This window comes from Streptomyces sp. NPDC041713 (genome assembly GCF_055591085.1).
The window spans coordinates 72303-95796 of sequence record NZ_JBVIZY010000010.1 but is presented as its reverse complement, the minus strand read 5'-3'; the positions used below and the strand labels follow the sequence as shown (position 1 = coordinate 95796).

The window sequence follows — 23494 nt, the reverse complement described above, 5'->3', positions numbered from 1 at the left end:
CTGACTTTGTGCCGCCACTAAACAAACTCGGGAACGCAGCGTCGCGGCCCACCGGCCCCCTCGATCCCGCCTCCGTACCCGACCTCCGCCGCCTGCGTGTCGCCCTGACCGTCTTCTTCGCCCTCGACGGCTTCGTCTTCGCCGGCTGGGTCGTCCGCATTCCCGCGATCAAGGAACAGACGGGGGCGTCGGCGGCCCAGCTGGGGCTCGCCCTGCTGGCGGTCTCCGCCGGGGCCGTCGTCACCATGACGCTCACCGGGCGTCTCTGCACCCGCTTCGGCAGCATTCCGGTGACGGTCGCCTGCGCCGTCCTGCTGCCGTTGAGCGTGGCGCTGCCGCCGCTGACGGGCTCGGTCCTCGTCCTCGGACTCGTCCTGCTGATCTTCGGAGCCGCGTACGGCGGCATCAGCGTCGCGATGAACAGCGCGGCCGTCGATCTCGTACGCGCCCTGCGACGTCCGGTGATGCCCAGCTTCCACGCGGCCTTCAGCCTCGGCGGCATGCTGGGTTCGGGCCTCGGCGGGCTGGTCGCGGGCCGCCTCTCCCCCACCCCGCACCTGCTCGGGATCACCGTCGTCGGCCTGACCATCACCGTGGCGGCCGCTCCCACCCTGCTGCGCCACGGCGCGTCGCTTCGGCCGCGCGCGAGCGTCGACGCGGCGGCCACGCCTCCCTCCGCGACAACCGCCGCCGATGCCAACACCCCGGCGGAACAGGGCGGTTCGGGTGCCAGTGAGCGCCGCATGGACCGCCGCACCCGCGGACTCGTGTCGGTCTTCGGGCTCATCGCGCTGTGCACCGCGTACGGCGAGGGCGCCATCGCCGACTGGGGCCCGCTCCACCTGGAGCAGGACCTGCACGTCCACCCGGGCGTCGCCGCCGCGGCGTACTCGTGCTTCGCCTTCGCCATGACGATCGGCCGGTTCTCCGGGACCACGCTCCTCGAACGGCTCGGCAGGACCCGCACGGTGGTCGGCGGCGGCGCGACGGCGTGCGCCGGGATGCTGCTCGGCGCGCTCGCCCCGTCGACCGGCCTCGCCCTTGCCGGATTCGCGGTCACCGGACTCGGCCTCGCCAACATCTTCCCGGTGGCGGTCGAGCGTGCGGGCGCCCTCGCCGGCCCCGGCGGGGTCGCCGCGGCGTCGACGCTCGGTTACGGCGGCATGCTGGTCGGGCCGCCCCTCATCGGGTTCATGGCCGACTGGTACTCGCTGCCCACCGCCCTGACCAGCGTCGCGCTGCTCGCAGGCGTCGCCGCGGTCATCGGCTTCGCGACGCGTCGTACGGAGGGTACGGACCGTACGGAAATCACGGAGCGTACGAAGGGTACGGAAAGGGTCTGACATCACGCGGAGTTCCCGTTCGACGGCAATCCGTCCGACACAATCTTCCGCATGGACATTTTCCGGCACATCCAAGTCGTGGAGCGCGAGGGCGAGTTGCTGGCCCGTGCCGCAGCGGAGGCCGGCTCCGACGCCAAGGTGCCCACCTGCCCCGACTGGCAGGTGCGGGACCTGCTGCAGCACACCGGGATGGTGCACCGCTGGGCCGCCGCCTTCATCAGGGAGCGGCGCACGGCGTACCGGCTCGGCGGCGAACTCCCCGACCTCGACGGGGACGCGCTCGTCGAGTGGTTCCGCGAGGGGCACGCCGCACTCGTCGATACGCTCCGTTCGGCGCCGCCCGACGTGCAGTGCTGGGCCTTCCTGCCGGCCCCCTCCCCGCTGGCCTTCTGGGCCCGGCGCCAGGCCAACGAGACGACCATCCACCGGGTGGACGCCGAGTCCGCCCGCGGGGGTCAACCGTCCCTGATCGACGCGGAGTTCGCCGTGGACGGCATCGAGGAGCTGCTGCTCGGCCTGCACGCGCGTAAGAAGAGCCGCGTACGCAGTGCCGTGCCGCGCGTGCTGCGGGTGCGGGCCACGGATGTGCGGGGCGCAGCGGGTGCGTCGGGTCCACCAGGTCCCTCAGGCCCATCGGATACGCCGGGCTCAACGGGTGAGCGGATCTGGACCGTACACCTCTCCGACGGGCCGCCGGTCACGGAGCGCGGCGCGACGGCGCCTGCCGACGGCGAGGTGTCGGGGCCCGCGGCACGCCTCTATCCGGCGCTGTGGAACCGGCTGCCGTTCCCGCAGGTGGCGGGCGACCCCACGCTGGCCGAGCTGTGGCGGGAGAAGTCGGCGATCGTCATGAGCTGACGCGGCAACTGACGGGGCACGCGGAGTTCAGCCGTCGTGACCGCCGAGCATCCGCCCGAGGACCGCGCGCTGCAACGGCCGCACCTCGGTGTGGAGCGCCCGCCCCTTGTCGGTGAGCGACACCCGTACGCCCCGCCGGTCCTCGCTGCACATCCCGCGCTCCACGAGACCGTCCTTCTCCAGGCGTCCGATCAGACGGGAGAGGGCGCTCTGACTGAGGTGGACCTGCGCGGAGATCTCCTGCACCCGGAACGTACAGCCGCCGTCGTCCGACGAGCCCTCCGCGAGCACGTCGAGCACCTCGAAGTCGCTCGCCCCCAGGCCGTGCGGATGCAGCTCCCGGTCGAGCTCGCACAGGGTGCGCGCATGCACCGCGAGGATGTCGCGCCATTGGTCCACGAGCCCTTGCTCGGCCGTTTTCGCCGCCATGACATCGCACGCTAGCAGAATTTCCGACTTTTGTTGCATCGTCATTAAATGCATGCGCACATATAAGGTGCGGGGTGGGGGCGCGGAGGCGCGCGTACAGAGGCGCGCGTACAGGTGGGGATCGGGCCGGTCTGGTCCGGTCCGGCTTGGGCCGGTCCAGGGCGAAGCGTCAGCCCAGCCAGCCGGGGCGGACCAGGCCCGACTCGTAGGCGAGTACGACGAGTTGGGCGCGGTCCCGGGCGCCCAGCTTCACCATGGTCCTGCTGACGTGCGTCTTGGCGGTGAGCGGGCTGACCACCAGACGGCGGGCGATCTCCTCGTTCGAGAGGCCGATGCCGACCAGGGCCATCACCTCCCGCTCCCTGTCGGTCAGACCACTCAGGGCATCCGCGGCCGCGGGCTCCTTGGAACGGGCCGCGAACTCGGCGATGAGGCGGCGCGTCACGCCCGGCGAGAGCAACGCGTCACCCCCGACCACCGCTCGCACCGCGCGCAGCAGCTCGTCCGGTTCGGTGTCCTTGACCAGGAAGCCGGAAGCTCCGGAACGGATCGCCTCGAAGACGTACTCGTCGAGCTCGAAGGTGGTGAGCATGACCACCTTCACGCCCTGCAGAGCGGGCTCGTCGGTGATCCGGCGGGTCGCCGCCAGACCGTCGAGGAGCGGCATGCGGATGTCCATCAGGACGACGTCGGGGCGCAGTTCCCGCACCATCCGCACGGCTTCCTCGCCGTCGGCGGCCTCGCCGGCCACCCCGATGTCGGGCTGCGCGTCGAGGAGCGCCTTGAAGCCTGCCCTGACCAGGGACTGGTCGTCGGCGAGCAGTACGCGGATCACTGGTCCTCCCGAGGTGCGGTGCGGCCCCGGCCCCGGGGGTTCCGGCCCGCCGGCAGGGGCAGTACGGCGGTCACGCGGAAGCCGCCGTCCGGGCGCGGGCCCGCCTCGATCGTGCCATCAAGGGCGGCGGCGCGCTCCCGCATCCCGGCAAGTCCGTTGCCGCTGCCGCCCGCGTCGTCGCCGGTGGCGGGACCGTCGTCGTCGATGCGCAGGGTGAGCGCGGCCGGCTCGTGGCGGACCAGCACGCGCGCGTGGCGTGAACCGGAGTGCCGTACGACGTTCGTCAGCGCCTCCTGGACGATGCGGAAGGCGGCGAGGTCCACGCCGGGCGGCAGCTTGTCCGCGGGGGCGGGCGGGGTGCCGGGGGGTGGGCTGGTTTTGGGGACGGGCTCGGTCGCACCCTCGGGGGTGCCGCCCTCGGGAGTGCCGCCCTCAGGGATGCCGCCTTCGGGGGTGCCGTCCTCCGGGGCGGTCTCCGTGGTGACCTCGACGGTCAGGCCGGCGCTCCGGGCCTGCTCCACGAGTTCGGGCAGCCGGTCGAGGCCGGGCGCCGGCGCGCGGGGCGCCTCTCCGGGGGCGCGCAGCGTGCCCAGGACCTGGCGCACCTCGCCCAGCGCCTCCTTGCTGGCGGCCTTGATGGTGGTCAGTGCGGTACGGGCCTGCTCGGGGTCGGAGTCGAGCAGGGCGAGGCCGACGCCCGCCTGGACGTTGATGACGGAGATGCTGTGCGCGAGGACGTCGTGCAGCTCCCGCGCCATCCGCAGCCGCTCCTCGTCCGCGCGCCGCTCGGCGGCGCGCGCACGCTCGGCACGCTCCTTGGCCCACTGCTCCCGTCGTACGCGGCCGAGTTCGGAGACCGCGACGATCGCGACGACCCATACGGCGACGATGATCTCCTCGCCCCAGGGCCGCACGGCGTCGTCGCCGGGCGGCAGCCACCGGTAGAGCCAGTGGGCGATCAGCAGATGTCCGACCCAGAGCCCGCCGACGGCCCCCCAGCCCGCGCGCCGGTGCCCCGCCACGACGGCGGCGAAGCAGGCCACGGCGACGGCGAGGAAGACCGGACCGTAGGGGAACCCGGCCCCGACGTAGACCAACGTGGCCCCGGCCGTGGCGTACACGACGGGCACCGGGTGCCGGTGACGCAGCAGAAGGACCGCCGTCGCCAGGAACAGCAGCACCCGTGCGAAGGGCGTGAGGTGCTCGCGGGAGGCGGACTGGGCGTGCTCGGCGAAACCGGACCCGATCTGCACGAACACGGTGAGCGCGAGCGTCGTCAGCCACGGCAGCCTGCGCCCCGCCCGCTCCTCACCCCCGGAGTTCCACCAGGGCGGCCCCTGCCGCCACATCGACGGCCCGCCCCCCGCCCGGGACGGCCCGCCGGGCCCGCGTTCGCGCTGCTCATCCATGACGGCAACGCTAGACCGCGACGGCTCCTGGCGGCGTCCGACGGGCGTGGTGATCACGGGTACTCCCGGGGGAGTATCCGGGGGCGGGGCGCGGGGCTGGGACGGCCGCCGGGCGTCGGGCTCCGGGACGGGGCGGCCAGCGGGTTTCCGCGCGGGGGCGACCGGCAGGCTTCAGGGCAGGGGTCGGTCAGCGAGCCGCAGGGGCGGGGCAGCCAGCGGGCTCCAGGGCGGGGCGGTCGGCGGGCTTCAGCGCGGGGGCGGCCGGCGAACTGCTGGCCGGGGGCAGGCGCCGGGCTTCAAGCCGGGCACCCCACACACCTCAGGACACACCTCAGGCACCCCCGCCCCCTCACCCCTGAGGCAACAGCCCCACACCATGGGCGAGTTGCGTGGCTGCCTGTGTGAAGAACGCCGAGCGGTCCTCGACGAGGCGGTTGTACTGGCCGAACACCTCGAAGCTCACCAGGCCGAAGAGCTGCGCCCACGCCGCGACCAGCGCCGTCATGACCGCCGGCGGCAGATCGGGCGCGAGGTCCGCCGCGAGTCGCTCGCCTTCCGCCCGCAGCTCCGCCGGCAACGGCTGCACGGCGACACCCCGCCCCTGATGGGCGTCCCGCACCACGGCGATGAGCAGCAGCCCCACCCGCGCCGCCGCCCGCACGGTCGAGTCCGGCGCGCTGTAGCCGGGGACGGGCGAACCGTAGATGAGCGTGTACTCGTGCGGATGCGCGAGCGCCCAGTCCCGTACCGCCTCACACACCGTGGTCCACCGCCGCACCGGCCGCTCCCCGGCGACACCCGCGTGCGCGGTCTCGGCAGCGACGCCGAGGGAGTCGTACGCGTCGATGATCAGCGCGGTCAGCAGGTCGTCGCGGCTGGGGAAGTAGCGGTAGAGCGCGGAGGACACCATGCCGAGCTCGCGTGCGACGGCCCGCAGGGAGAGCTTGGCGGCGCCCTCGGCCGCGAACTGTCTGCGCGCCTCGTCCTTGATCGCCGCGGTGATCTCCTCGCGGGCGCGGGCCCGGGCGCCCTTGGTGGCGGCGGCGTTGCTGGTGTCGCTGGTCATGGGCCCAGTGTGGCACGAAGTGGAAGCGGTGCACACAATCGAGAGCAGTGCTCTTGCTTTGGAGCACCCGTCTCGTGCACACTGCTCTCAAGCGAGAGCACTGCTCTCGGAATAGGTTTCCGCAGCCCTGGAGGGCCCCATGTCGTCGTCCTCGTCGCCCCTGACCCCCGCCCTATCCCTCTCATCCCCCTCGTCCCCCGCCTCCCCCTACTACCTCAAGGGCAGCAGCCTCAACGTCCGCTTCAACGGCGTGATCGGGTGGCTGGCGCGGCACGGGGTCAGTCTGATGGGCAGCGCCGAGCTCTCCGTACGGGGACGCAAGAGCGGCAAGATGCAGCGCGTCCCGGTCAACCCGTACACGCCGGAGGGAGACCGGAGCCAGTACCTCGTATCGGCGCGCGGGCACTCCCAGTGGGTGCGCAACATGCGGGCAGCCGGCGGCGGGGAGTTGCGAGTGGGGCGCAAGGTGCGGCAGTTCACGGCCGTGGAGATTCCCGACGCCGAGAAGCTGCCGCTGCTGCGCGGCTATCTGGAGCGGTGGGGCTGGGAGGTCAACCAGTACTTCCAGGGCGTGACCGCCAAGTCCTCCGACGAGGAGATCCTGACGGCCGCGCCCGACCACCCCGTCTTCCGCATCACCGTGCAGAATAAGCGCTAGACACCGCATCGGCCGGAGCGGCGGGACGCCTGGGACGCCGCAGAGGCAGCCGACACACGACCGACTAGCGGTCCCCGTCCCGCTCCTGGTCCGCGACCACCCGATCCTGGTCCCGGCCCCGGCTCCGATCCCGCGCCTGCAGCACACGCCCCACCATCGGATGGTCGCGGACCAGCTCGCCCAGTGTCGTCGAGCCGCGCGTGATCCGCGCGAAGGCGTTCCACGCGGGGCGGAAACCCGTGATCGCCGCGTGCACCACGCCGGGCCGGTGCTCGAAGGCCTGGAGCATCCGGCGCCCCACACTCATCTCCACACCGAGCCCCGCCTTGATGGCGAAGGCGTAGTTCAGGGCCTGGCGGCGGGCGTCCACCGCGTCGTGCGCCTCGGCGATCCGCACCGCCCACTCCCCCGCGAGCCGTCCGGAGCGCAACGCGAAGGAGATGCCCTCGCGGGTCCACGGCTCCAGGAGTCCCGCCGCGTCACCGCAGACCAGGACCCGGCCGCGCGAGAGCGGCGAGTCGTCGCTGCGGCAGCGCGTCAGATGTCCCGAGGAAATGCTGGGCTCGAAGCCGGCGAGGCCGAGCCGGGCGATGAAGTCCTCCAAGTACCTCTTGGTGGCCGCGCCTTCGCCGCGTGCGGAGATCACGCCGACGGTGAGGGTGTCGCCCTTGGGGAAGACCCAGCCGTAACTGCCGGGCATCGGGCCCCAGTCGATGAGGACCCGGCCCGCCCAGTCCTCCGCGACGGTCTCCGGCACCGGGATCTCGGCCTCCAGACCGAGGTCGACCTGGTCGAGCTTCACACCGACGTGGGCTCCTATGCGGCTCGCGCTGCCGTCGGCGCCGACCACGGCGCGGGCCAGCACGGTCTCGCCGCCCTGCAGCACGACGGCCACGGTGCGCCGGTCGGGCACCTCGGAGCCGTGCTGTTCCACGCGCGCGACCGTGACGCCGGTGCGCAGCTCGGCGCCGGCCTTCTGGGCGTGCTCGACGAGCTGCTGGTCGAACTCGGGGCGGTTGATGAGCCCGAACAGCATCTGCCGGGAGCGGCGGGTGCGGGTGAACTTGCCGTCGAGGGAGAACGTCACCGCGTGCACGCGGTCCCGGAAGGGCAGCTCGAAGCCGGGCGGCAGGGCGTCGCGCGAGGGGCCGATGATGCCGCCGCCGCACGTCTTGTAACGGGGGATCTCGGCCTTCTCCAGGACGAGCACCGTGCGCCCCGCGACCGCTGCCGCATAGGCCGCCGAGGCCCCCGCGGGGCCGGCTCCGACCACGACCACGTCCCACACGTGCCGGGCGTCGTCCGCTGAGTTCTCGCTGCTCACGTTGGTCTACCGCTCCTGATCCCGCTGTTGGCCGCGCTGTCCAAGGCATCCTACGGCGGAGCCCCGCGGGCCCCTCCTGTGGGAGGATCACAACTACCCACATGTACGGCCCACACGTACAACGTCGCACCCACGAGGAGCGTGCCCATGTCGCCGGATCCCATCGCCGAGACGGTCGCCTCACTGATGCCGAAGGCGAAGGCGGAGCTCACCGAACTGGTGGCCTTCAAGTCGGTGGCGGACTTCGATCAGTTCCCGAAGAGCGAGAGCGAAGGCGCCGCCCGCTGGGTGGCGGACGCGCTGCGCGCCGAGGGATTCCAAGACGTCGCCCTGCTCGACACCCCGGACGGCACGCAGTCGGTGTACGGCTTCCTGCCGGGCCCCGCGGGCGCGCCGACGGTCCTCCTCTACGCGCACTACGACGTGCAGCCGCCGCTCGACGAGGCCGGCTGGGCCACCCCGCCCTTCGAGCTGACCGAGCGCGACGGCCGCTGGTACGGCCGGGGCAGCGCGGACTGCAAGGGCGGCGTCATCATGCACCTGCTCGCGCTGCGCGCCCTGAAGGCGAACGGCGGCGTGCCCGTGAACGTGAAGGTGATCGCGGAGGGCTCGGAGGAGCAGGGCACGGGCGGCCTCGAGCGGTACGCGGAGCAGCACCCCGAGCTGCTCGCGGCGGACGCGATCGTCATCGGCGACGCGGGCAACTTCCGCGTCGGCCTGCCGACGGTGACGTCGACGCTGCGCGGCATGACGCTCGTGCGCGTCAGCGTGGACACCCTCGGCGGGAACCTGCACTCGGGTCAGTTCGGCGGCGCGGCCCCGGACGCCCTCGCCGCGCTGGTCCGCGCGCTGGACTCGCTGCGCGCGGAGGACGGCTCGACGACGGTCGACGGTCTGACGAGCGACGCCGTCTGGGACGGACTGCAGTACGAGGAGGGCGCGTTCCGCAAGGACGCGAAGGTCCTCGACGGGGTGGAGCTCATCGGCGAGGGCACCGTAGCCGACCGCATCTGGGCGCGCCCCGCGGTCACGGTCCTCGGCATCGACTGCCCGCCGGTGGTCGGCGCGACGCCGTCGGTGCAGGCCGCCGCGCGGGCGCTGATCAGTCTGCGGGTGCCGCCGGGTGTGGACGCCGCCGAGGCGACGAAGCTGCTGCGGGCGCACCTGGAGGCGCACACTCCGTGGGGCGCGCAGGTGCGCACGGAGCAGATCGGACAGGGCCAGCCGTTCCGCGCGGACACGACGAGCCCCGCCTACGCGGCCATGGCCGAGGCGATGGGTGAGGCCTACCCGGGCGAGGAGATGCAGTACGCGGGCCAGGGCGGCTCGATCCCGCTGTGCAACACCCTCTCCACGCTCTACCCGCAGGCCGAGATCCTGCTGATCGGCCTGAGCGAGCCGGAGGCGCAGATCCACGCGGTCAACGAGAGCGTGTCGCCGAGCGAGCTGGAGCGCCTTTCGGTGGCAGAGGCGCTGTTCCTGCGGAAGTACGCGGCGAACTGACGCGGCGGCGACCGGGACCTCGCACGGGGCCCGGTCGCCCTGCCGACAGCCAGAATGCCTCGCCTCAGGGCGGGGCTTTTCTCATGGCGGGCAGCGGACGCCTATCCGCCGAGCGGGACACCGGCCTCCAGGTAGAGGGTGGCCCCGCGCTCACGTGCGCGCAGCGCCCAGCGCAGCCGTTCGTAGCGTACGGCGGGCAGCAGTTCGGCGGCCTCCTGCTCGGAGACGAAGCGCCAGCCGCGCAGTTCGGGGCCGGGCAGGAGCAGCCGGCGGGCCTCGTCGCTGTCGAGACTGCCGCCGTCGAAGAGGAACCGCATGCCGCCGTAGCCGGGCGGCTGCGGCGGCTCCCAGTCGGCGACCAACAGGCGCGGGAGATCGGTGAGTTGGATGCCGGTCTCCTCGGCCACCTCGCGCACGCCCGCGCGCGCGGGTGCCTCGCCGGGCTCGACGACGCCGCCCGGGAACTCCCAGCCCGCCTTGTACGTCGGGTCGACGAGCAGGACGCGGTCGTGCTCGTCGAAGAGCAGCACGCCGGCGGCGAGGGTCTCGGCGGTGGGTTCGGGCGTCTGCACGATGTCGCACACGGAGGCGGTGTCGTTACGGACGGCCTCGGCGACCCGTTCGGCGGTCTCGTACGGGGTGAGGGAGCTGGTGTCGATGCGGTGGGCGTCGGCGTCGAGCCAGGCGGCGCGGGCCGCGCGGTAGGGCTCGATGTGGTCGAACGACCACTGCCGCACCCGCAGCTCCCCGTCGGGCAGGTCCCGCGGCACGTCGCGGCCGGATATTCGCTCGCGCAGGATCGTTTCATCCGGGTCGAGCAACACGTGACGCACGGGGATCCTGCGCGAGGCGAGACCCCCGAAGATCTCGTCGCGGTACTCCTGGCGCAGCAGCGTCATCGGCACCACGAGGACGCCGCCCACCTCGGCGTGCAGGGCGGCGGCGGTGTCGATGACGAGACGCCGCCAGATCGGCAGGTCCTGATAGTCGTTCACCTCGTCGAGGCGCTTGGACGGCAGCAGGTACGGCAGTGCGCCGCCGATGACCTCGGGGTCGAAGAGTGTGCTGTTCGGGATCAGCTCGATCAGTTCCCGTGCGGCGCTGGTCTTTCCCGCACCGAACGTGCCGTTGATCCAGACGATCACGGTTCCCCCTCTTCTGTTGGCCCCCTGTGGCTTGCCCGCAACACCCTGCCATGGAAACCCGGCACTGATGGGAGTGCCATCGCCCTGCGGTACGTCAAGGGGGTTGTGTCACCTTCACCCCAACGTGTGGTGATCACGGCGTATGAATCGTTCCCTCACCTCGGATCACCCCCGGCCCCGTTAGCGTTTCCCCGCAGGCACCCCGGCCCCCGGCGCCCTCATCCGACGGTTGCTCCCGTCGGACAGGTTCCTTCGGGGCGCCGCAGCCCCCGGTGCTGGGGGATGCATGCGACAGGAGACTTTGAACGACGCCACGTACGAGGACTCCGATCAGGCCCCTCGGGTGTACGGGGACCACCACGCGATCGTGGTCGAACTGCGCGGCGAGATCGACGTCGTGACCTTCCAGCAGTCGGTCCCCCTGCTCGACGCGGTAGCCGCGGGACCCGAGCCCCTCCTGGTGGTCGACCTCACCCGGGTCACCTTTCTCGACTGCTCCGGGCTCTCCCTGCTGATGCGGGCCCACCGGCGCATGGCCGCGGCGAACGGCCGACTCCGCCTCGTCTGCACGCGCCCGCTGATGCTGCGCATGCTGAACGTCACGGGCCTCGCGTCGGTGCTGGCTCCGGCACCGACGGTGGAGGCGGCGCTGCGCGACTCCCGCGGAGACGACGGGAACTGACGCGCCGCTGACCACCGTGCGAGGAGGCCCGGCCCCACCCCTCCTGACCCCCTCCCCCATCCGCCGCACCGGACGAGTGAAAGCAGCCCGGCGCGGCCCGGACCCGGTGTCGTGCGTGGCCACAATGGCCACTTGGCCTCCTCGACTCAGCCGTGGCGCAGGAAGGGCTCGGGTTCCGTGCAAACCGATTCCGTGAGGACCGATCTCATGACCGCCGGGCGGCCGGCGCAGCCAGCGGGAGGGCGGCGGTCGGCGATCGTCCGGCACACCGCGGTGGCGGCGCTGGTCGCGGGCGGTCTGCTGTACAACGCGTGGGTGCTGGAGTGGACCGTGCCGACGTCGCTGGATCCCCGGCACTCCTACATCAGTGAGCTGTACGCCGAACACCAGCCGTACCGCGAGCTGTTCGCGGGGTTCGAGTTCACCTGCGGGGTCCTGGTGCTCATCGGCGCCCTGGCGGCACGCTGGTGCACGCCGCGGTCCCTCCCGCCGTCCGCCGCGCGGGCGCAGCGGTGCGGTTGGTGGATGCTGGCGGGGTTCGCCGCCGCCTCGCTGGGCGACGTGCTGTGGCCGATGGCGTGCGCGCCCTCGCTCGATCCCGCGTGCCGCCCGGTCCATCCTGCGCACACCATCACGAGCGCCCTCTGCCACTTCTTCCTCTTCGCCTCGTTCGCGGCGCACACGTGGGCCGCGCGGCACAGGAAGGACGCGCCCGGCGGCCCGGTCGCCGTCTGGGGCTGGTGGCTGGCGGGCGCCGCGCTGCTCTCCGCGCTGGGGACGGTGGGGGCGCTGCTCGGCCACCCGGGCTGGCACGGGGTTCCGCAGCGGGTGCATGTGCTGCTCGTCGGAGTGTGGCTGGTCCTACTGGCGTCGTACGCGGCCCGCTCCGCGGCACCCGCCCCGGCCCCGCCGCCGGACGCCGGGGACCCTCCTGTCGTACGGGCCGGCGCCGGCGTTCCTCAGGCACCGTGACGGGCACATTCCGCGAGGCGGCGGTCGCCCGGCCGGTTTGTCGTGCGGGGCCGGTCTCTCACCCGAGTCACCGCGTCCGTGCCGTTCGGAAGGGGCCTGTGGGTGCCCGGCCGTGGACGTCCCGCCGACGCCCGGATGACGTGGGCCGCCGGTGACGCAGGTGCTCTGGGCGTCGGCCCTGTGCGCGGTGGCGGCGGCCGGGGCAAACGCGACGGCCACCGTGCTGCAGCGGCAGGCGGCGCGCCGCATTCCCGCGACCGACGCCTTCAGCACCCGTTTCGTGAACCGGCTCGTGCACAGCCGGGTCTGGCTGGGCAGCATTCTGGTCATCTGTGCCGCGGCCGTGCTGCAGGCGACGGCGCTGTTGTGGGGTCCGCTCTCCCTGGTCCAGCCGATCCTCGTTCTCGAACTGCCGCTCGCGCTGGTCATCGCGCACGTCGCCACCACCGCGACCATGCCCCCGGGCGGCTGGCGTGCGGCCGGGCTGACGGCGGCGGGGCTCGCGCTCGCGCTGGCGAGTGCCGCCCCGCACGAGGGGGCGAGGAGCCTCGACGGCCGGGACTGGGCCCTGGCCGTGGCGGCGACGCTCCTGGCCATCGCCCTGTGCACCGGCGCCGCACTGCGTCGCCCCGAGGGCAAGGCACGGGCCGCGCTCCTGGCCACCGGTTCGGCCCTGGCCTACGGTCTGACCGCCCTGTTCATGAAGGAGGCCATGGCCCGCCTGGCGCAGGGAGGCGTGTCCGCCCTGGTGAGCGCCTGGCAGACGTACGCGTGCGTCGCCGCCGGCGGCCTTGCCCTGCTCCTCCTGGCCCACGCGATGCAGGCAGGACCGCTGATCGCCTCCCAGCCCGCCGTCACCCTGGGCGAGGCGGGCGCCAGCCTGGTCCTGGGCATCACGTTCACCGCGGACCGCGTCCGCACCGGCTGGTGGCTCCTGCCGCAGACCGCCGGCGCCCTGCTCACGATCCTGGGCGTCGTGCTCCTGGCCCGCCTGCCCGGTTCCGCGGAGGAGCCACAAGCTTGAGGTGAGGGAGAAAGGGAAGCCCCCGCCCCTCCAGGAGTACGCGTCCCAGGGGTACGGGGCGCTCATCCGGCCCGGCGCGCCTCTCTCCGCTCCCGTTTGCGGGCCAGGCGGGCCTCGCGCATTCCCTCACCGGCCTCCCGGCTACGGTCCATCATCCAGTCGCGGACCCGCCACCAGAGCAGGATGACGGTGGTGATCAGCAGGGAGAACAGCAACGCTTCTCCCCAGCTCATCGGGTGACGGGGCGTGAAGTGCAGGTACAGCACCCCCACCGCGTAGAGCGCAAGGAAGAGCAGGACGTACTTCATCGGCTTCGAAAGTGTCATGGCGTGTCAACTACCCCTGAAATGCGCCAACATGAGAGGTACGCCGTTCCGGGCGCACCGGGGGCCGCCCGGCGCCGACCGGACGCAGTTGCGGACCGCCCCGGCAGGGCTCACCGTCGTACAGCTGGACGCCCAACATAATGCTGGCCATGAGTCACTCCGCACACCCCAGCAGGCCCGCCGACGACACCACCGGCAGGCTGGCGCACAGCATGGTGCCCATGACCGGACGCGACCCGGACGAACGGGGCCGGACCTCCTCGCCGCTTGAGCTCCTGTTCGACCTCACCTTCGTGGTCGCGGTCGGCACGGCCGCCTCGCACTTCGCCGAGATGGCGGCCGAGGGGCACCCGGGGCAGGCCGTCACGGCGTTCGTCCTGGCGATGTTCGCGATCAGCGTCGCCTGGATCAGCTTCAGCTGGTTCGCCTCCGCGTTCGGCACCGACGACTGGCTCTACCGGGCGCTCACGATGGTGCAGATGATCGGCGTCGTCGTGTTCTCGCTCGGCCTGCCCGCGATGTTCCACTCCGTCGAGGAAGGCGGCCACCTCGAACTCCGGGTGATGGTGATCGGCTACGTCGTGATGCGGGTCGCGATGATCCTGCAGTGGTGGCGTGCGGCCCGGCAGTCCCCCTCGTTCCGGCACATCGGCAGGGCGAACATCCTGTGGACCGTGGTCGCCCAACTGGGCTGGGTCGTGGTCGCGTTCACGCCCATGCCGCTCGCCGCGGTCTTCGCCGCCTTCGTCGTACTGGGCGCCCTGGAGCTGGTCCTGCCGGTGCTCACCCAGGGCAACGCGGGCGGCACGCCGTGGCACCCCCACCACGTCGCCGAACGGTACGGGCTCTTCGCCATCATCGTCCTCGGCGAGGGCGTCGTCGGCACGGTCGCGTCCTCCGGTGACCTGCTGGGCGGCGCGGACGGCATGGACTGGAGCGGGAACGCCGTCGCCGTCGTCGTCGCCGGCGTCGGACTGACCTTCGGCATGTGGTGGGTGTATTTCGCGACACCCTTCGGCGACGTCCTCGTACACCGCCGCGGGCGCGGTTATCTCTTCGGGTACGGCCACATCCCCCTGTTCATCGGGATCGCCGGCGCGGGCGCGGGACTGCACGTGGCGGGGCTGCACCTGGAGCACCACTCCGAGCTCGGTGACGTCGCCGTCGTCCTGTCGCTGGCCCTGCCCGTCGGCCTCTATCTGCTGATGGTCTACCTGCTGCACACCCTGCTGCTGTCCGCGACGGACCGCTTCCACCTGCTCCTGATCTCCGTGACGCTCGCCGTGCTCCTCGCGGCGGTCCTGCTGGCCGCGGCGGGCGTCGCCATCGCGGTGTGCCTGCTGGTGATCATGGTCGCCCCCTTCGTCACGGTCATCGGCTACGAGACGATCGGCCACCGCCACCAGCGCCAGATGTTGGAACGGCTCCGCGGGCGGGACAGCGGTATGCCGGAGGCGCACCCGGAGGCCCACTGACGTCCCACCACGAATATGGCGCGAAATGATTTAACGTTCAACCTGATGTGGCGGCATGCTGTTCAGGGCGCCACCGAACCACCTCGGTGGCGGCCCAACATGCAAGCCACATACAGGAGATGACCAGCCATGACGCAGACGCAGACGATGCCCCGGCCGCAGGCACAGGGCCAGCCCCTGCCCCTCCGCCTCCACCACCACGCCTGGATCACCGACGACCAGGAAGCCAACCGACGCTTCTACGAGGAGGTGATCGGTCTGCCGTTGGTGGCCACGTGGACCGAGCGCGAGGTCATGGCCGGCGTCGAGCGCGCCTACAGTCACGCCCTCTACGGTCTGGCCGACGGCAGCGCGCTCGCCTTCTTCCAGTTCGCCGACCCCGAGGACCAAAAGGAGTTCCGGACCAGCATCAACGCAACTCCCTTGCGGCACATAGCCTTCAAGGTCGAGGCCGATGCACAGGAAGCCATCCGGGAGCGCGTCGCCGCAGCCGGCTCCGCGGACGCGAACCCCCATGTGATCGACCACGGATTCTGCGTCTCGCTGTACATCACGGACCCCAACGGGCTGATCCTGGAGTTCGCCGTCGACCACCCCGACGTGGAGAAGATCGACGCCGAGCAGCGCGCCACCGCACACGCCGACCTCGCCCGTTGGCTCGCCGGTGACCACACCAGCAACAACCGCTGGCGCTGACCTCGCCACGGGCGGCTACGCGCGCGCGTCACTCCGCCGCCGCGGGCCTCTTTCGCCGGTTGGCGTTGAAGCGCGCCTTCTTCTGACGGTTGCCGCACGTGTTCATGTCGCACCATCTGCGGGTGCGGCTCTGGCTGGCGTCGAAGAAGGCGGCCCGGCACGTCGGCGAGGCGCACAGGGCCAGCTTTCCGTCGCGTTCGCCCGCGATGACGCCGATCGCGTCGGCGGCGATCACGCCGAGGGCGTCTTCCACGCCCGGGGCCGGGCCGAGTCGCCACTCCCGTGTGCCCTCCGGCGTCAGAAACGCCGCGGCCCGGCCCCGAGCGCTCCACTCATTGATGATCCGGACGGCGGACGCGGGGAGAGGCTCCTGGACCGCGGCCGCCGTCGCGGCGGCGTGGATCGCCTCCCGCAGTTCCCTGGCGCGGTCGAGTTGGTCAGGGGTGCAGGAGTCCACGGCCAGGCCGTACACCGCCAGCCAGTCGACGAGTCGGTGCGGCACGGGAATGCGCTCCACGGGGTCGCCATGACGCTCCGACAGCGTCCCGGTAAAGCTCGTCGCCAGCACGGCACCGAGGCGGAAGTCAGGGAACTCAGCAGGCATGGAACCACCCTAGCCGGTTGCCGCGCGCCACGGAGAACTCTTAGAACCGTCTTAGCCGGTTCACGGGAGGCGTGGCCGGGTCCGCGACGGCCAGGAGGTCTCATGCCCCGCTTGACCAGCGACGTAGAAGCAGGCGTAGAAGCAGATGTAGAAGCGTGTACGGCCCGCGCGGCCGACGCGGACCTGGACGATCTGCGCGCGCGGCTTGCCGCAGCGCGGCTGCCGGAGGCCGAGACGGTCCAGGGCGCCGCGCCCGGCCCCCGCCGATGGGGGCAGGGCGTCCCACTCAGCGACCTCACCGATGTCGTGGAGTACTGGCGCACCGAGTACGACTGGCGGGCGTTCGAAGCACGCCTCGACGAGATCGGTCAGCTCCGTACGACCGTCGACGGTCTGGGAATCCACTTCCTGCACCGCCGATCCGCACGCGCGGACGCCACTCCGCTCCTCCTGACGCACGGCTGGCCGGGCAGCATCGCCGAATTCGTCGACGTGGCGGGCGAGTTGGCGGACCCGCAGGACGGGGGCGCGCCGGCGTTCCACGTCGTGGTCCCGTCGCTGCCCGGCTTCGGTTACAGCGACAAGCCGGAAACCACCGGGTGGGGAACCGAGAAGATCGCGGCCGCGTGGGTGGAGCTGATGGGGCGGCTCGGGTACGCCAAGTTCCTTGCTCACGGCGGTGATTGGGGAGGGAACATCACCACCGTGCTCGGCGGCGGGTTCCCGGCGCACGTGCTCGGCATCCACTCCTTGTTCGCGGAGGCGCCGCCCGGGCTGACGACGGACGGGCTGACCGCGGACGAGCGCAGGTGGACCGAGGAGACCCACGATTTCTGGCACCACCGCGCGGCGTACGCGAAGCAGCAGGCCACCCGGCCGCAGACCATCGGCTACTCGCTCGTGGACTCACCGGTCGGGCTGCTCGCCTGGATCCTCGACAAGTTCGCCGAGTGGTCGGACACCGAGGACAGCCCGTTCGAGACGATGCCCCTGGACCGGATCCTCCACGACGTCACCCTGTACTGGCTGACGCGGACCGGGGCGTCGGCGGCCCGCATCTACTACGAGAGCCACAACTCGCTCGACCCGGAGCTCCGGGTCGACGTGCCGTCGGCGATCACCATGTATCCCCGTGACATCGAGAAGACTCCGCGCCCCTGGGCGGAGCAGCGGTACCGGCGGATCGTCCGGTGGAGGGCGCCCGAGGCCGGGGGGCACTTCCCGTCGCTGGAGGTTCCCGAGTTCTTCGTCAAGGATCTGCAGGAGGGCCTCGCGGCGGTCCTGGCCGCCGGCCGGTGACATGAAGACGTGAAGCGGCGGCAAGTGGCGCGCGGGGTGCGTGGCGGCGCGGCGCAGGGAAAGGGTTCTGACGCGGCGGTACCGTCACAAACGTGACAGGAACCCATGCCGGCCGGGGGTGGACCGCGTCCATGTCCGCGGCCTATGAGCGGTATCTGGTGCCGGTGGTCTTCCGGCCCTTCGCCGAGGATTTGGCGGTCCGGGCTGCGGCCCTCCACCCTGAGCGGATCCTCGAACTCGCCGCGGGAACCGGGGCGTTGACCTCGCGCCTGCTCGCGTCGGCACCTTCGGCCGAGGTGACGGCCACCGACCTGAACGAGGCCATGGTTACGCTCGGGTCGGATCGGGCTCCGGGTGCGATGTGGCGGCAGGCCGACGCGCAGCGGCTGCCGTTCCCGGATGGGGGGTTCGACCTGGTGGTCTGCCAGTTCGGCGTGATGTTCTTTCCCGACCGCGTCGGCGCCTTCGCCGAGATCCGCCGGGTGCTGGGTCCGGGCGGCCGGTTCCTGTTCAACACCTGGGGCCCGTTCGCCGAGCACGCCTTTGAAGTGGCGCTGCAGGCCGGACTGGAGCGGGCCTTTCCGGCCGACCCGCCGCGCTTCCTCCCGACGGTGCCGCACGGTTACGCCGACCCCACGGTCGTGGCCGCGGATCTGACGGCCGCGGGGTTCACGGTCGAGCATGAGCAGAAGCTGACGCTTCAGGGCGAGGCCGCGTCGATCGCCGACCTCGCCACCGGGTACCTCACGGGGACACCCGTGCGCGCAGCCGTGGAGGAGCGCGGCGACGGGCCGGCCGTCCAGGCCACCGTCGTCGAGGAGATGACGACCCGCCTGGGCCCGGGACCGGTCACCGCCCCCATGACGGCATACGTCTTCCGCGCCGCCGCAGCCTGAGGACTCCCACCTCAAGACCAACCCCACACAACCGAACGCAAAGGTCGGACCTCCCTCCCGAGCGGCGCCGCCATCGACGGTTCTCGCGCGGACCGGACGAACCAGTACCGCTCCCCTTCCAACAGAGTCCAACAACCTCTACCGTAAGCGCGCGTGTGACCCGTACATGCAAACCCCCCATCTTCCGCGAGTACGGAGGAACGTAACGATGCGTCAACTCCCCGCCCGCACCATCCGCCGAAGAGTGGTCGGATCCCTGGCCGCCGCCCTGCTGTGCGCCGCCGGGCTCGCCACACCCGCCGCGGCACATGACACCGCCGAACCGACCCGGCCCGAGGCCGGTGGCGTGCGGCTCCCCGACGGGCTCGCGCTCACCCCGCCCATGGGGTTCAACAACTGGAACTCCACGCAGTGCCGTGCCGAGTTCGACGAGGCGATGGTCAAAGGGATCGCGGACATCTTCGTCGAGAAGGGCCTCAAGAAGGCCGGGTACCAGTACGTCAACCTCGACGACTGCTGGGCGCTCCCCGAGCGCGACGCGAACGGCAAGTTGGTGCCCGACCCGGCGCGTTTTCCCGGCGGCATCAGGGCAGTTGCCGACTACGTCCACTCCAAGGGGCTCAAGCTCGGCATCTACACCAGCGCGGGCACCAAGACCTGCAACTCCGCCGGGTTTCCCGGCGCGCTCGGCCATGAGCGCAGCGACGCGCAGCAGTTCGCCGACTGGGGCGTCGACTACCTCAAGTACGACAACTGCAACAACCAGGGCGTGGACGCCAAGCAGCGGTACGTCGCCATGCGTGACGCGCTGAAGGCCGCCGCCGAGGCCACCGGCCGCCCCATCGTCTACAGCATCTGCGAGTGGGGCGAGAACAAGCCGTGGGAGTGGGCGGCGGACGTCGGCCACCTGTGGCGCACCACCGGCGACATCAGCGACAACTGGAGCTCCATGTTGTCGATCATGAAGCAGAACCTCCCGCTCGCGGAGCACGCAGGCCCCGGGCACTGGAACGACCCGGACATGCTCGAAGTCGGCAACGGCGGCATGACGGACACCGAGTACCGCACCCACTTCTCGATGTGGTCGATCATGGCCGCACCGCTGCTCATCGGCTCCGACCTGCGCAAGGCCACGCCGGAGACCTTCGAGATCCTCGGCAACGACGAGGTCATCGCCGTCGACCAGGACCCCCTGGGCAAGCAGGGCCGGGTGGTCTCGTCGCAGGACGGGCGCTGGGTCGTCGCCAAGGAGATGAAGGACGGCAGCCGGGCCGTCGCCCTCTTCAACGAGACCGGCAGCGCGCAGACCGTGGCCACGACGGCACAGGAGGCGGGCCTGCCCGACGCCGAGGCGTACACGCTGCGCGACCTGTGGCAGCACAAGAGCTACAACACCGCGGGCCGCATCGCGGCGACGGTGCCCGCGCACGGCACCGTACTGCTGCGCGTGACCGCGGACGGCGCGTGGGAGCACCAGCCGCCGGCCACCGAACTGGGCCTGGACGGCGACCTGTTGGTGGAGGCGGGTACGCCGGCCGAGGTCACCTCCGAGATCACCAACGCGGGCCGCTCGTCCGCCCAGCGGGTGTCCGTGACGCTCGACGCCCCCAAGGGGTGGACCGCCAGGGCCACGTCGGCGAACACCGTGAAGTCACTGCGGACCGGCGCATCGCTCACCACGTCCTGGAAGGTCACCGCGCCCGCCGCCGCGAAGCCGGGCTCGTACGACGTGCCCCTGAAGGCCACGTACCGCTCGCCGCATGGCACGCGGGCGGAACGGGTGCTGCCGCTCACCGCACAGGTGGTCGTCGCACCGCCCTCGGGCACGTCGTCACTGGGCGACCAGCCGTGGCTCTCGGCGACCAACGGCTGGGGACCCGTCGAGCGCGACACCAGCAACGGCGAGCAGGAGGCGGGCGACGGCAACCCGCTCACCATCGGCGGCACGGTGTACGAGAAGGGGCTCGGCGTACACGCGGAGAGCGCCGTCGAGTACTACACCGGAGCGGCCTGCGAGAAGGTCACCGCGCAGGTCGGCGTCGACGACGAGAAGAGCACGAAGGGTTCGGTCGCCTTCGAGATCTGGGCGGACGGGAAGAAGGCGGCCTCGACCGGCGTGCTCACCCACGCCATGCCGGCGCAGCCGCTGTCGGCGGACGTGCGCGGCGCCCGGGTCGTACGGCTCGTCGCCACGGACGGCGGGGACGGCGTCGACTCGGACCACGGCGACTGGGCGGATGCCACGCTGAGTTGCTGAGTTGCTGAGTTCTTGAGTGGGGGCGGGGAGGGGGCGCCGGGGTAGGCCCTCGGCGCACGCCCCGTGGGCAAGGCCCCGCGCACACCTCGTGGGCAAGGCCCCGCGCAGCCCCGGGGCACGCCTCGTGGGCACGGCCCCGGGCACGCCTCGTGAGCAAGGCCTCGCGCACGCCCCGTAGGCAAGGCTCCGCGCACGCCCCGTGGGCAAGACCTCGCGCACGCCCCGTGGGCAAGACCTCGCGCACGCCCCGTGGGCAAGACCTCGCGCACGCCCCGTGGGCAAGACCTCGCGCACGCCTCATGGGCCAGGCCATGCGCACGCCTCATGGGCAAGGTCCCCCGCGCACACCCCGTACGCTCCCCACGTCTCGTACGGTCAACCCCCACCCCCGGCCCGCACCCTCAGCCCCCCACCGCCGGCCGCAGCCCCACCGTCGCGCTCGGCTCCATGTCGAGCGCGGCGGACGCCGCACCCACCAGGCCCGCGTCCGTACCCGTCAACGCGGGCGTCACGATCAGCTGCCGGACGAAAGAGAGCGTGGCGTAGTCCCGCAGGTACCGGCGCAGCGGGGTGAAGAGCACGTCGCCCGCCTTCGCCACTCCCCCGCCGATCACGGCGATGTCGATCTCGACGAGCGTGGCCGTCGCGGCGATGCCCGCGGCCAGCGCCTGCGCCGCACGATCGAAGGAGGCGAGCGCGACCGGGTCCCCGGCACGCGCCGCCGTCGCCACCGCGGCGGCCGAGGTGTCGCCGTCGGGGCCCGGGTCCCAGCCGCCCTCCAGGGCGCGCCGCGCGATGTTCGGACCACTGGCTATCCGCTCGACGCAGCCGCGCGCCCCGCACGGGCAGGGGTCGCCGTCGAGGTCCACGCTGATGTGCCCGATGTGGCCCGCGTTGCCCGTGGGGCCGGGGTGGAGCTTGCCGCCCAGGACGAGACCGCCGCCGACGCCCGTGGAGACGACCATGCACAGCGCGTTGTCGTGACCGCGGGCCGCGCCCTGCCAGTGCTCGGCCGCGGTCATCGCCACGCCGTCGCCGACCAGGGCGACGGGGAGTCCGCCGGTGGCCGCGCGGACCCGCTCGACCAGCGGGTAGCCGCGCCAGCCGGGGACGTTGACCGGGCTGACCGTACCGGCCGACGCGTCGACGGGGCCCGCGCTGCCGATGCCCACGGCCGTCGCCCGGCCCCACAGCTCGCCTGCGGCCAGTTCTCCGAGGACCTCCTCGACCGCCCGCATCACCGTGTCGCCGTCCTCGCGCGCGGGCGTCGGCCGCTGCGCGCGCAGGAGGATCCGGCCGAGGCCGTCCACCAGGGCTCCGGCGATCTTGGTGCCGCCGATGTCGAGGGCGGCGACGAGGTCCATGTGCATCTGTGTCGGGTCTCCTGGTGTATCGGCAGGCCGGAGAGTGCGAAGGTCAGTCTCCCTTGCATCTGACAACGTTGTCCAGGCCCTATGCTCGACGCCACATGCTCATGGCCGGACCCGTGGAAGAAGCGTGGACGTCCCGTGGGAACACTGTGGACGACCTCATGGACGAATCTCCGCGGACGGACTTTCGTGGACGACAGGACAGGACAGCGCACCGTGGCCGAGACCGCCGCCCGACGACCCGAGAACCGTTACGGCAACCGGCCGACCATGAAGGACGTCGCCGCGCGCGCGGGAGTCGGCCTGAAGACCGTCTCGCGCGTCGTGAACGGCGAGCCCGGCGTCACGCCCGACACCGAACGCCGGGTCCAGGAGGCCATCGAGGCCCTGGGCTTCCGCCGCAACGACAGCGCGCGCGTGCTGCGCAAGGGGCGCACCGCGAGCATCGGCCTCGTCCTGGAGGACCTCGCCGACCCCTTCTACGGGCCGCTGAGCCGCGCGGTCGAGGAGGTGGCCCGCGAGCACGGGGCGTTGCTCATCAACGGGTCGAGCGCCGAGGACCCGGAGCGGGAGCAGGAGTTGGTGCTCGCGCTCTGTGCCCGGCGGGTGGACGGGCTCGTGGTGATCCCGGCCGGTGACGACCACCGCTACCTGGAGCCGGAGATCGCCGCGGGCGTCGCCACGGTCTTCGTCGACCGGCCCGCCGGGAAGATCGACGCGGACGTGGTGCTCTCCGACAGCTTCGGCGGCGCGCGGGACGGTGTCGCGCACCTGATCGCCCACGGGCACCGCCGCATCGGCTTCATCGGCGACCAGCCGCGCATCCACACCGCCATAGAGCGGCTGCGCGGCTACCGCGCAGCGATGGAGGACGCGGGCATCCCGGTCGACGAGGCGTGGGTGTCGCTCGGCGTCACCGACCCGGAACGGGTACGGGCGGCGGCCGAGGCGATGCTGGGCGCGCCCGACCCCGTCACGGCGGTCTTCGCGGGCAACAACCGGGTGACGGTCACCGTCGTCCGCGTCCTGGCGGCGCTCGACCGCCCCGTGGCGCTCGTCGGCTTCGACGACATCGAGCTCGCGGACCTGCTGAGCCCCGGCGTGACCGTCGTGGCGCAGGACGCGGCGCAGCTGGGCAGGACGGCCGCGGAGCGGCTGTTCCGCCAGCTGGACGGGGCGTCGGAGAGGCCGGAGCGGGTCGAACTGCCGACGCGGCTCATCACCCGCGGGTCAGGGGAACTGCCGCCGTCGCGGTGAGGGGTCCCGTCCGGCTCACGACCGGACCACGGTCCCGGTCAGGGCCGGAACGCGATCCCGGTCAGG

At 72.2% G+C, this 23494-nt stretch carries 22 protein-coding genes; 13 read left to right on the top strand and 9 right to left on the bottom strand.

What is annotated here, in order from left to right:
• Positions 1 to 8: 8 nt before the first annotated feature.
• Both ACZ6CV_RS27495 and ACZ6CV_RS27490 read left to right on the top strand, forming a co-directional pair.
• Positions 9 to 1343 (top strand): MFS transporter, encoded by a 1335-nt coding sequence (locus ACZ6CV_RS27495; protein WP_469253324.1) that lies wholly within the window; start codon positions 9 to 11, stop codon positions 1341 to 1343.
• 51 nt (positions 1344 to 1394) lie between these two features.
• Positions 1395 to 2201 carry a maleylpyruvate isomerase family mycothiol-dependent enzyme gene (locus ACZ6CV_RS27490; protein ID WP_469253323.1) on the top strand — a complete coding sequence of 269 codons (807 nt, stop codon included), beginning with the start codon at positions 1395 to 1397 and terminating at the stop codon, positions 2199 to 2201.
• Between the two features lie 27 nt (positions 2202 to 2228).
• Here the strand turns inward: ACZ6CV_RS27490 and ACZ6CV_RS27485 are convergent, their stop codons facing one another.
• From ACZ6CV_RS27485 to ACZ6CV_RS27470, 4 genes are all read right to left on the bottom strand, one after another.
• The gene (locus ACZ6CV_RS27485; RefSeq protein WP_469253322.1) at positions 2229 to 2630 is read right to left on the bottom strand and encodes a MarR family winged helix-turn-helix transcriptional regulator; all 402 of its coding nucleotides are present in this window, start codon (positions 2628 to 2630) and stop codon (positions 2229 to 2231) included.
• Between the two features lie 169 nt (positions 2631 to 2799).
• Entirely contained in the window at positions 2800 to 3465 is a 666-nt protein-coding gene (locus ACZ6CV_RS27480; protein ID WP_469253321.1) for a response regulator, read from the bottom strand.
• Entirely contained in the window at positions 3462 to 4874 is a 1413-nt protein-coding gene (locus tag ACZ6CV_RS27475; protein WP_469253320.1) for a sensor histidine kinase, read from the bottom strand. Before ACZ6CV_RS27475 ends, ACZ6CV_RS27480 begins: the two co-directional genes overlap by 4 nt.
• 349 nt (positions 4875 to 5223) lie before the next feature.
• The gene (locus ACZ6CV_RS27470) at positions 5224 to 5940 is read right to left on the bottom strand and encodes a TetR/AcrR family transcriptional regulator (protein ID WP_469253319.1); all 717 of its coding nucleotides are present in this window, start codon (positions 5938 to 5940) and stop codon (positions 5224 to 5226) included.
• A gap of 139 nt (positions 5941 to 6079) precedes the next feature.
• On the opposite strand from ACZ6CV_RS27470, the gene ACZ6CV_RS27465 reads away from it, so the two are divergent.
• Positions 6080 to 6598: a nitroreductase family deazaflavin-dependent oxidoreductase gene (locus tag ACZ6CV_RS27465; RefSeq protein ID WP_469253318.1), complete on the top strand. Its 519-nt coding sequence runs from the start codon at positions 6080 to 6082 to the stop codon at positions 6596 to 6598.
• A 64-nt stretch (positions 6599 to 6662) separates the two neighbouring features.
• On the opposite strand, the gene ACZ6CV_RS27460 is transcribed toward ACZ6CV_RS27465, so the two are convergent.
• On the bottom strand, positions 6663 to 7922 hold the full coding sequence (locus ACZ6CV_RS27460) for a geranylgeranyl reductase family protein (protein ID WP_469253317.1): 1260 nt from the start codon (positions 7920 to 7922) through the stop codon (positions 6663 to 6665).
• Between the two features lie 147 nt (positions 7923 to 8069).
• On the opposite strand from ACZ6CV_RS27460, the gene ACZ6CV_RS27455 reads away from it, so the two are divergent.
• On the top strand, positions 8070 to 9425 hold the full coding sequence (locus tag ACZ6CV_RS27455) for a M20/M25/M40 family metallo-hydrolase (RefSeq protein WP_469253316.1): 1356 nt from the start codon (positions 8070 to 8072) through the stop codon (positions 9423 to 9425).
• 101 nt (positions 9426 to 9526) lie between these two features.
• Here ACZ6CV_RS27455 and ACZ6CV_RS27450 read toward each other — a convergent pair whose 3' ends face one another.
• Positions 9527 to 10570 carry an NUDIX hydrolase gene (locus tag ACZ6CV_RS27450; protein WP_469253315.1) on the bottom strand — a complete coding sequence of 348 codons (1044 nt, stop codon included), beginning with the start codon at positions 10568 to 10570 and terminating at the stop codon, positions 9527 to 9529.
• 286 nt (positions 10571 to 10856) lie between these two features.
• Here ACZ6CV_RS27450 and ACZ6CV_RS27445 point away from each other — a divergent pair, with 286 nt between their 5' ends.
• The 3 genes from ACZ6CV_RS27445 (at position 10857) to ACZ6CV_RS27435 (ending at position 13248) form a co-directional block, all read left to right on the top strand.
• Complete coding sequence (locus ACZ6CV_RS27445) at positions 10857 to 11252, top strand: anti-sigma factor antagonist (protein ID WP_469253314.1); 396 nt, start codon at positions 10857 to 10859, stop codon at positions 11250 to 11252.
• Between the two features lie 207 nt (positions 11253 to 11459).
• Positions 11460 to 12224: a DUF998 domain-containing protein gene (locus ACZ6CV_RS27440; protein ID WP_469253313.1), complete on the top strand. Its 765-nt coding sequence runs from the start codon at positions 11460 to 11462 to the stop codon at positions 12222 to 12224.
• A 151-nt stretch (positions 12225 to 12375) separates the two neighbouring features.
• Positions 12376 to 13248 (top strand): DMT family transporter, encoded by an 873-nt coding sequence (locus ACZ6CV_RS27435; protein ID WP_469253312.1) that lies wholly within the window; start codon positions 12376 to 12378, stop codon positions 13246 to 13248.
• A 62-nt stretch (positions 13249 to 13310) separates the two neighbouring features.
• Here the strand turns inward: ACZ6CV_RS27435 and ACZ6CV_RS27430 are convergent, their stop codons facing one another.
• Positions 13311 to 13574, bottom strand: coding sequence for a hypothetical protein (locus tag ACZ6CV_RS27430; protein WP_469253311.1), 264 nt, complete (start codon positions 13572 to 13574; stop codon positions 13311 to 13313).
• Positions 13575 to 13723: 149 nt separating this feature from the next.
• Between ACZ6CV_RS27430 and ACZ6CV_RS27425 the strand changes: the two genes are divergently transcribed.
• Together ACZ6CV_RS27425 and ACZ6CV_RS27420 are read left to right on the top strand one after the other, a co-directional pair.
• On the top strand, positions 13724 to 15049 hold the full coding sequence (locus tag ACZ6CV_RS27425; protein ID WP_469253310.1) for a low temperature requirement protein A: 1326 nt from the start codon (positions 13724 to 13726) through the stop codon (positions 15047 to 15049).
• A 129-nt stretch (positions 15050 to 15178) separates the two neighbouring features.
• A complete protein-coding gene (locus ACZ6CV_RS27420) occupies positions 15179 to 15745 on the top strand; it encodes a VOC family protein (RefSeq protein ID WP_469253309.1) in 567 nt (188 codons plus the stop codon).
• A 28-nt stretch (positions 15746 to 15773) separates the two neighbouring features.
• On the opposite strand, the gene ACZ6CV_RS27415 is transcribed toward ACZ6CV_RS27420, so the two are convergent.
• Entirely contained in the window at positions 15774 to 16349 is a 576-nt protein-coding gene (locus ACZ6CV_RS27415; protein WP_469253308.1) for a CGNR zinc finger domain-containing protein, read from the bottom strand.
• Between the two features lie 102 nt (positions 16350 to 16451).
• Between ACZ6CV_RS27415 and ACZ6CV_RS27410 the strand changes: the two genes are divergently transcribed.
• From ACZ6CV_RS27410 to ACZ6CV_RS27400, 3 genes are all read left to right on the top strand, one after another.
• A complete protein-coding gene (locus tag ACZ6CV_RS27410; protein ID WP_469253307.1) occupies positions 16452 to 17648 on the top strand; it encodes an epoxide hydrolase family protein in 1197 nt (398 codons plus the stop codon).
• A 131-nt stretch (positions 17649 to 17779) separates the two neighbouring features.
• Positions 17780 to 18544 (top strand): class I SAM-dependent methyltransferase, encoded by a 765-nt coding sequence (locus tag ACZ6CV_RS27405; RefSeq protein ID WP_469253547.1) that lies wholly within the window; start codon positions 17780 to 17782, stop codon positions 18542 to 18544.
• A gap of 208 nt (positions 18545 to 18752) precedes the next feature.
• A complete protein-coding gene (locus ACZ6CV_RS27400) occupies positions 18753 to 20801 on the top strand; it encodes an NPCBM/NEW2 domain-containing protein (RefSeq protein WP_469253306.1) in 2049 nt (682 codons plus the stop codon).
• 401 nt (positions 20802 to 21202) lie between these two features.
• Here the strand turns inward: ACZ6CV_RS27400 and ACZ6CV_RS27395 are convergent, their stop codons facing one another.
• Positions 21203 to 22171: an ROK family protein gene (locus ACZ6CV_RS27395; RefSeq protein ID WP_469253305.1), complete on the bottom strand. Its 969-nt coding sequence runs from the start codon at positions 22169 to 22171 to the stop codon at positions 21203 to 21205.
• A gap of 189 nt (positions 22172 to 22360) precedes the next feature.
• On the opposite strand from ACZ6CV_RS27395, the gene ACZ6CV_RS27390 reads away from it, so the two are divergent.
• Positions 22361 to 23428 carry a LacI family DNA-binding transcriptional regulator gene (locus ACZ6CV_RS27390; RefSeq protein WP_362370038.1) on the top strand — a complete coding sequence of 356 codons (1068 nt, stop codon included), beginning with the start codon at positions 22361 to 22363 and terminating at the stop codon, positions 23426 to 23428.
• The last annotated feature ends 66 nt before the right edge of the window (positions 23429 to 23494 follow it).

Excerpts from the sequence above, each read along its gene's own strand:
- ACZ6CV_RS27490 (WP_469253323.1), top strand. The coding sequence starts at position 1,395 with ATGGACATTTTCCGGCACATCCAAGTCGTGGAGCGCGAGGGCGAGTTG.
- ACZ6CV_RS27485 (WP_469253322.1), bottom strand. The coding sequence starts at position 2,630 with ATGGCGGCGAAAACGGCCGAGCAAGGGCTCGTGGACCAATGGCGCGAC.
- ACZ6CV_RS27475 (WP_469253320.1), bottom strand. The coding sequence starts at position 4,874 with ATGGATGAGCAGCGCGAACGCGGGCCCGGCGGGCCGTCCCGGGCGGGG.
- ACZ6CV_RS27470 (WP_469253319.1), bottom strand. The coding sequence starts at position 5,940 with ATGACCAGCGACACCAGCAACGCCGCCGCCACCAAGGGCGCCCGGGCC.
- ACZ6CV_RS27465 (WP_469253318.1), top strand. The coding sequence starts at position 6,080 with ATGTCGTCGTCCTCGTCGCCCCTGACCCCCGCCCTATCCCTCTCATCC.
- ACZ6CV_RS27455 (WP_469253316.1), top strand. The coding sequence starts at position 8,070 with ATGTCGCCGGATCCCATCGCCGAGACGGTCGCCTCACTGATGCCGAAG.
- ACZ6CV_RS27445 (WP_469253314.1), top strand. The coding sequence starts at position 10,857 with ATGCGACAGGAGACTTTGAACGACGCCACGTACGAGGACTCCGATCAG.
- ACZ6CV_RS27440 (WP_469253313.1), top strand. The coding sequence starts at position 11,460 with ATGACCGCCGGGCGGCCGGCGCAGCCAGCGGGAGGGCGGCGGTCGGCG.
- ACZ6CV_RS27430 (WP_469253311.1), bottom strand. The coding sequence starts at position 13,574 with ATGACACTTTCGAAGCCGATGAAGTACGTCCTGCTCTTCCTTGCGCTC.
- ACZ6CV_RS27425 (WP_469253310.1), top strand. The coding sequence starts at position 13,724 with ATGAGTCACTCCGCACACCCCAGCAGGCCCGCCGACGACACCACCGGC.
- ACZ6CV_RS27420 (WP_469253309.1), top strand. The coding sequence starts at position 15,179 with ATGACGCAGACGCAGACGATGCCCCGGCCGCAGGCACAGGGCCAGCCC.
- ACZ6CV_RS27415 (WP_469253308.1), bottom strand. The coding sequence starts at position 16,349 with ATGCCTGCTGAGTTCCCTGACTTCCGCCTCGGTGCCGTGCTGGCGACG.
- ACZ6CV_RS27410 (WP_469253307.1), top strand. The coding sequence starts at position 16,452 with ATGCCCCGCTTGACCAGCGACGTAGAAGCAGGCGTAGAAGCAGATGTA.
- ACZ6CV_RS27405 (WP_469253547.1), top strand. The coding sequence starts at position 17,780 with ATGTCCGCGGCCTATGAGCGGTATCTGGTGCCGGTGGTCTTCCGGCCC.
- ACZ6CV_RS27400 (WP_469253306.1), top strand. The coding sequence starts at position 18,753 with ATGCGTCAACTCCCCGCCCGCACCATCCGCCGAAGAGTGGTCGGATCC.
- ACZ6CV_RS27395 (WP_469253305.1), bottom strand. The coding sequence starts at position 22,171 with ATGCACATGGACCTCGTCGCCGCCCTCGACATCGGCGGCACCAAGATC.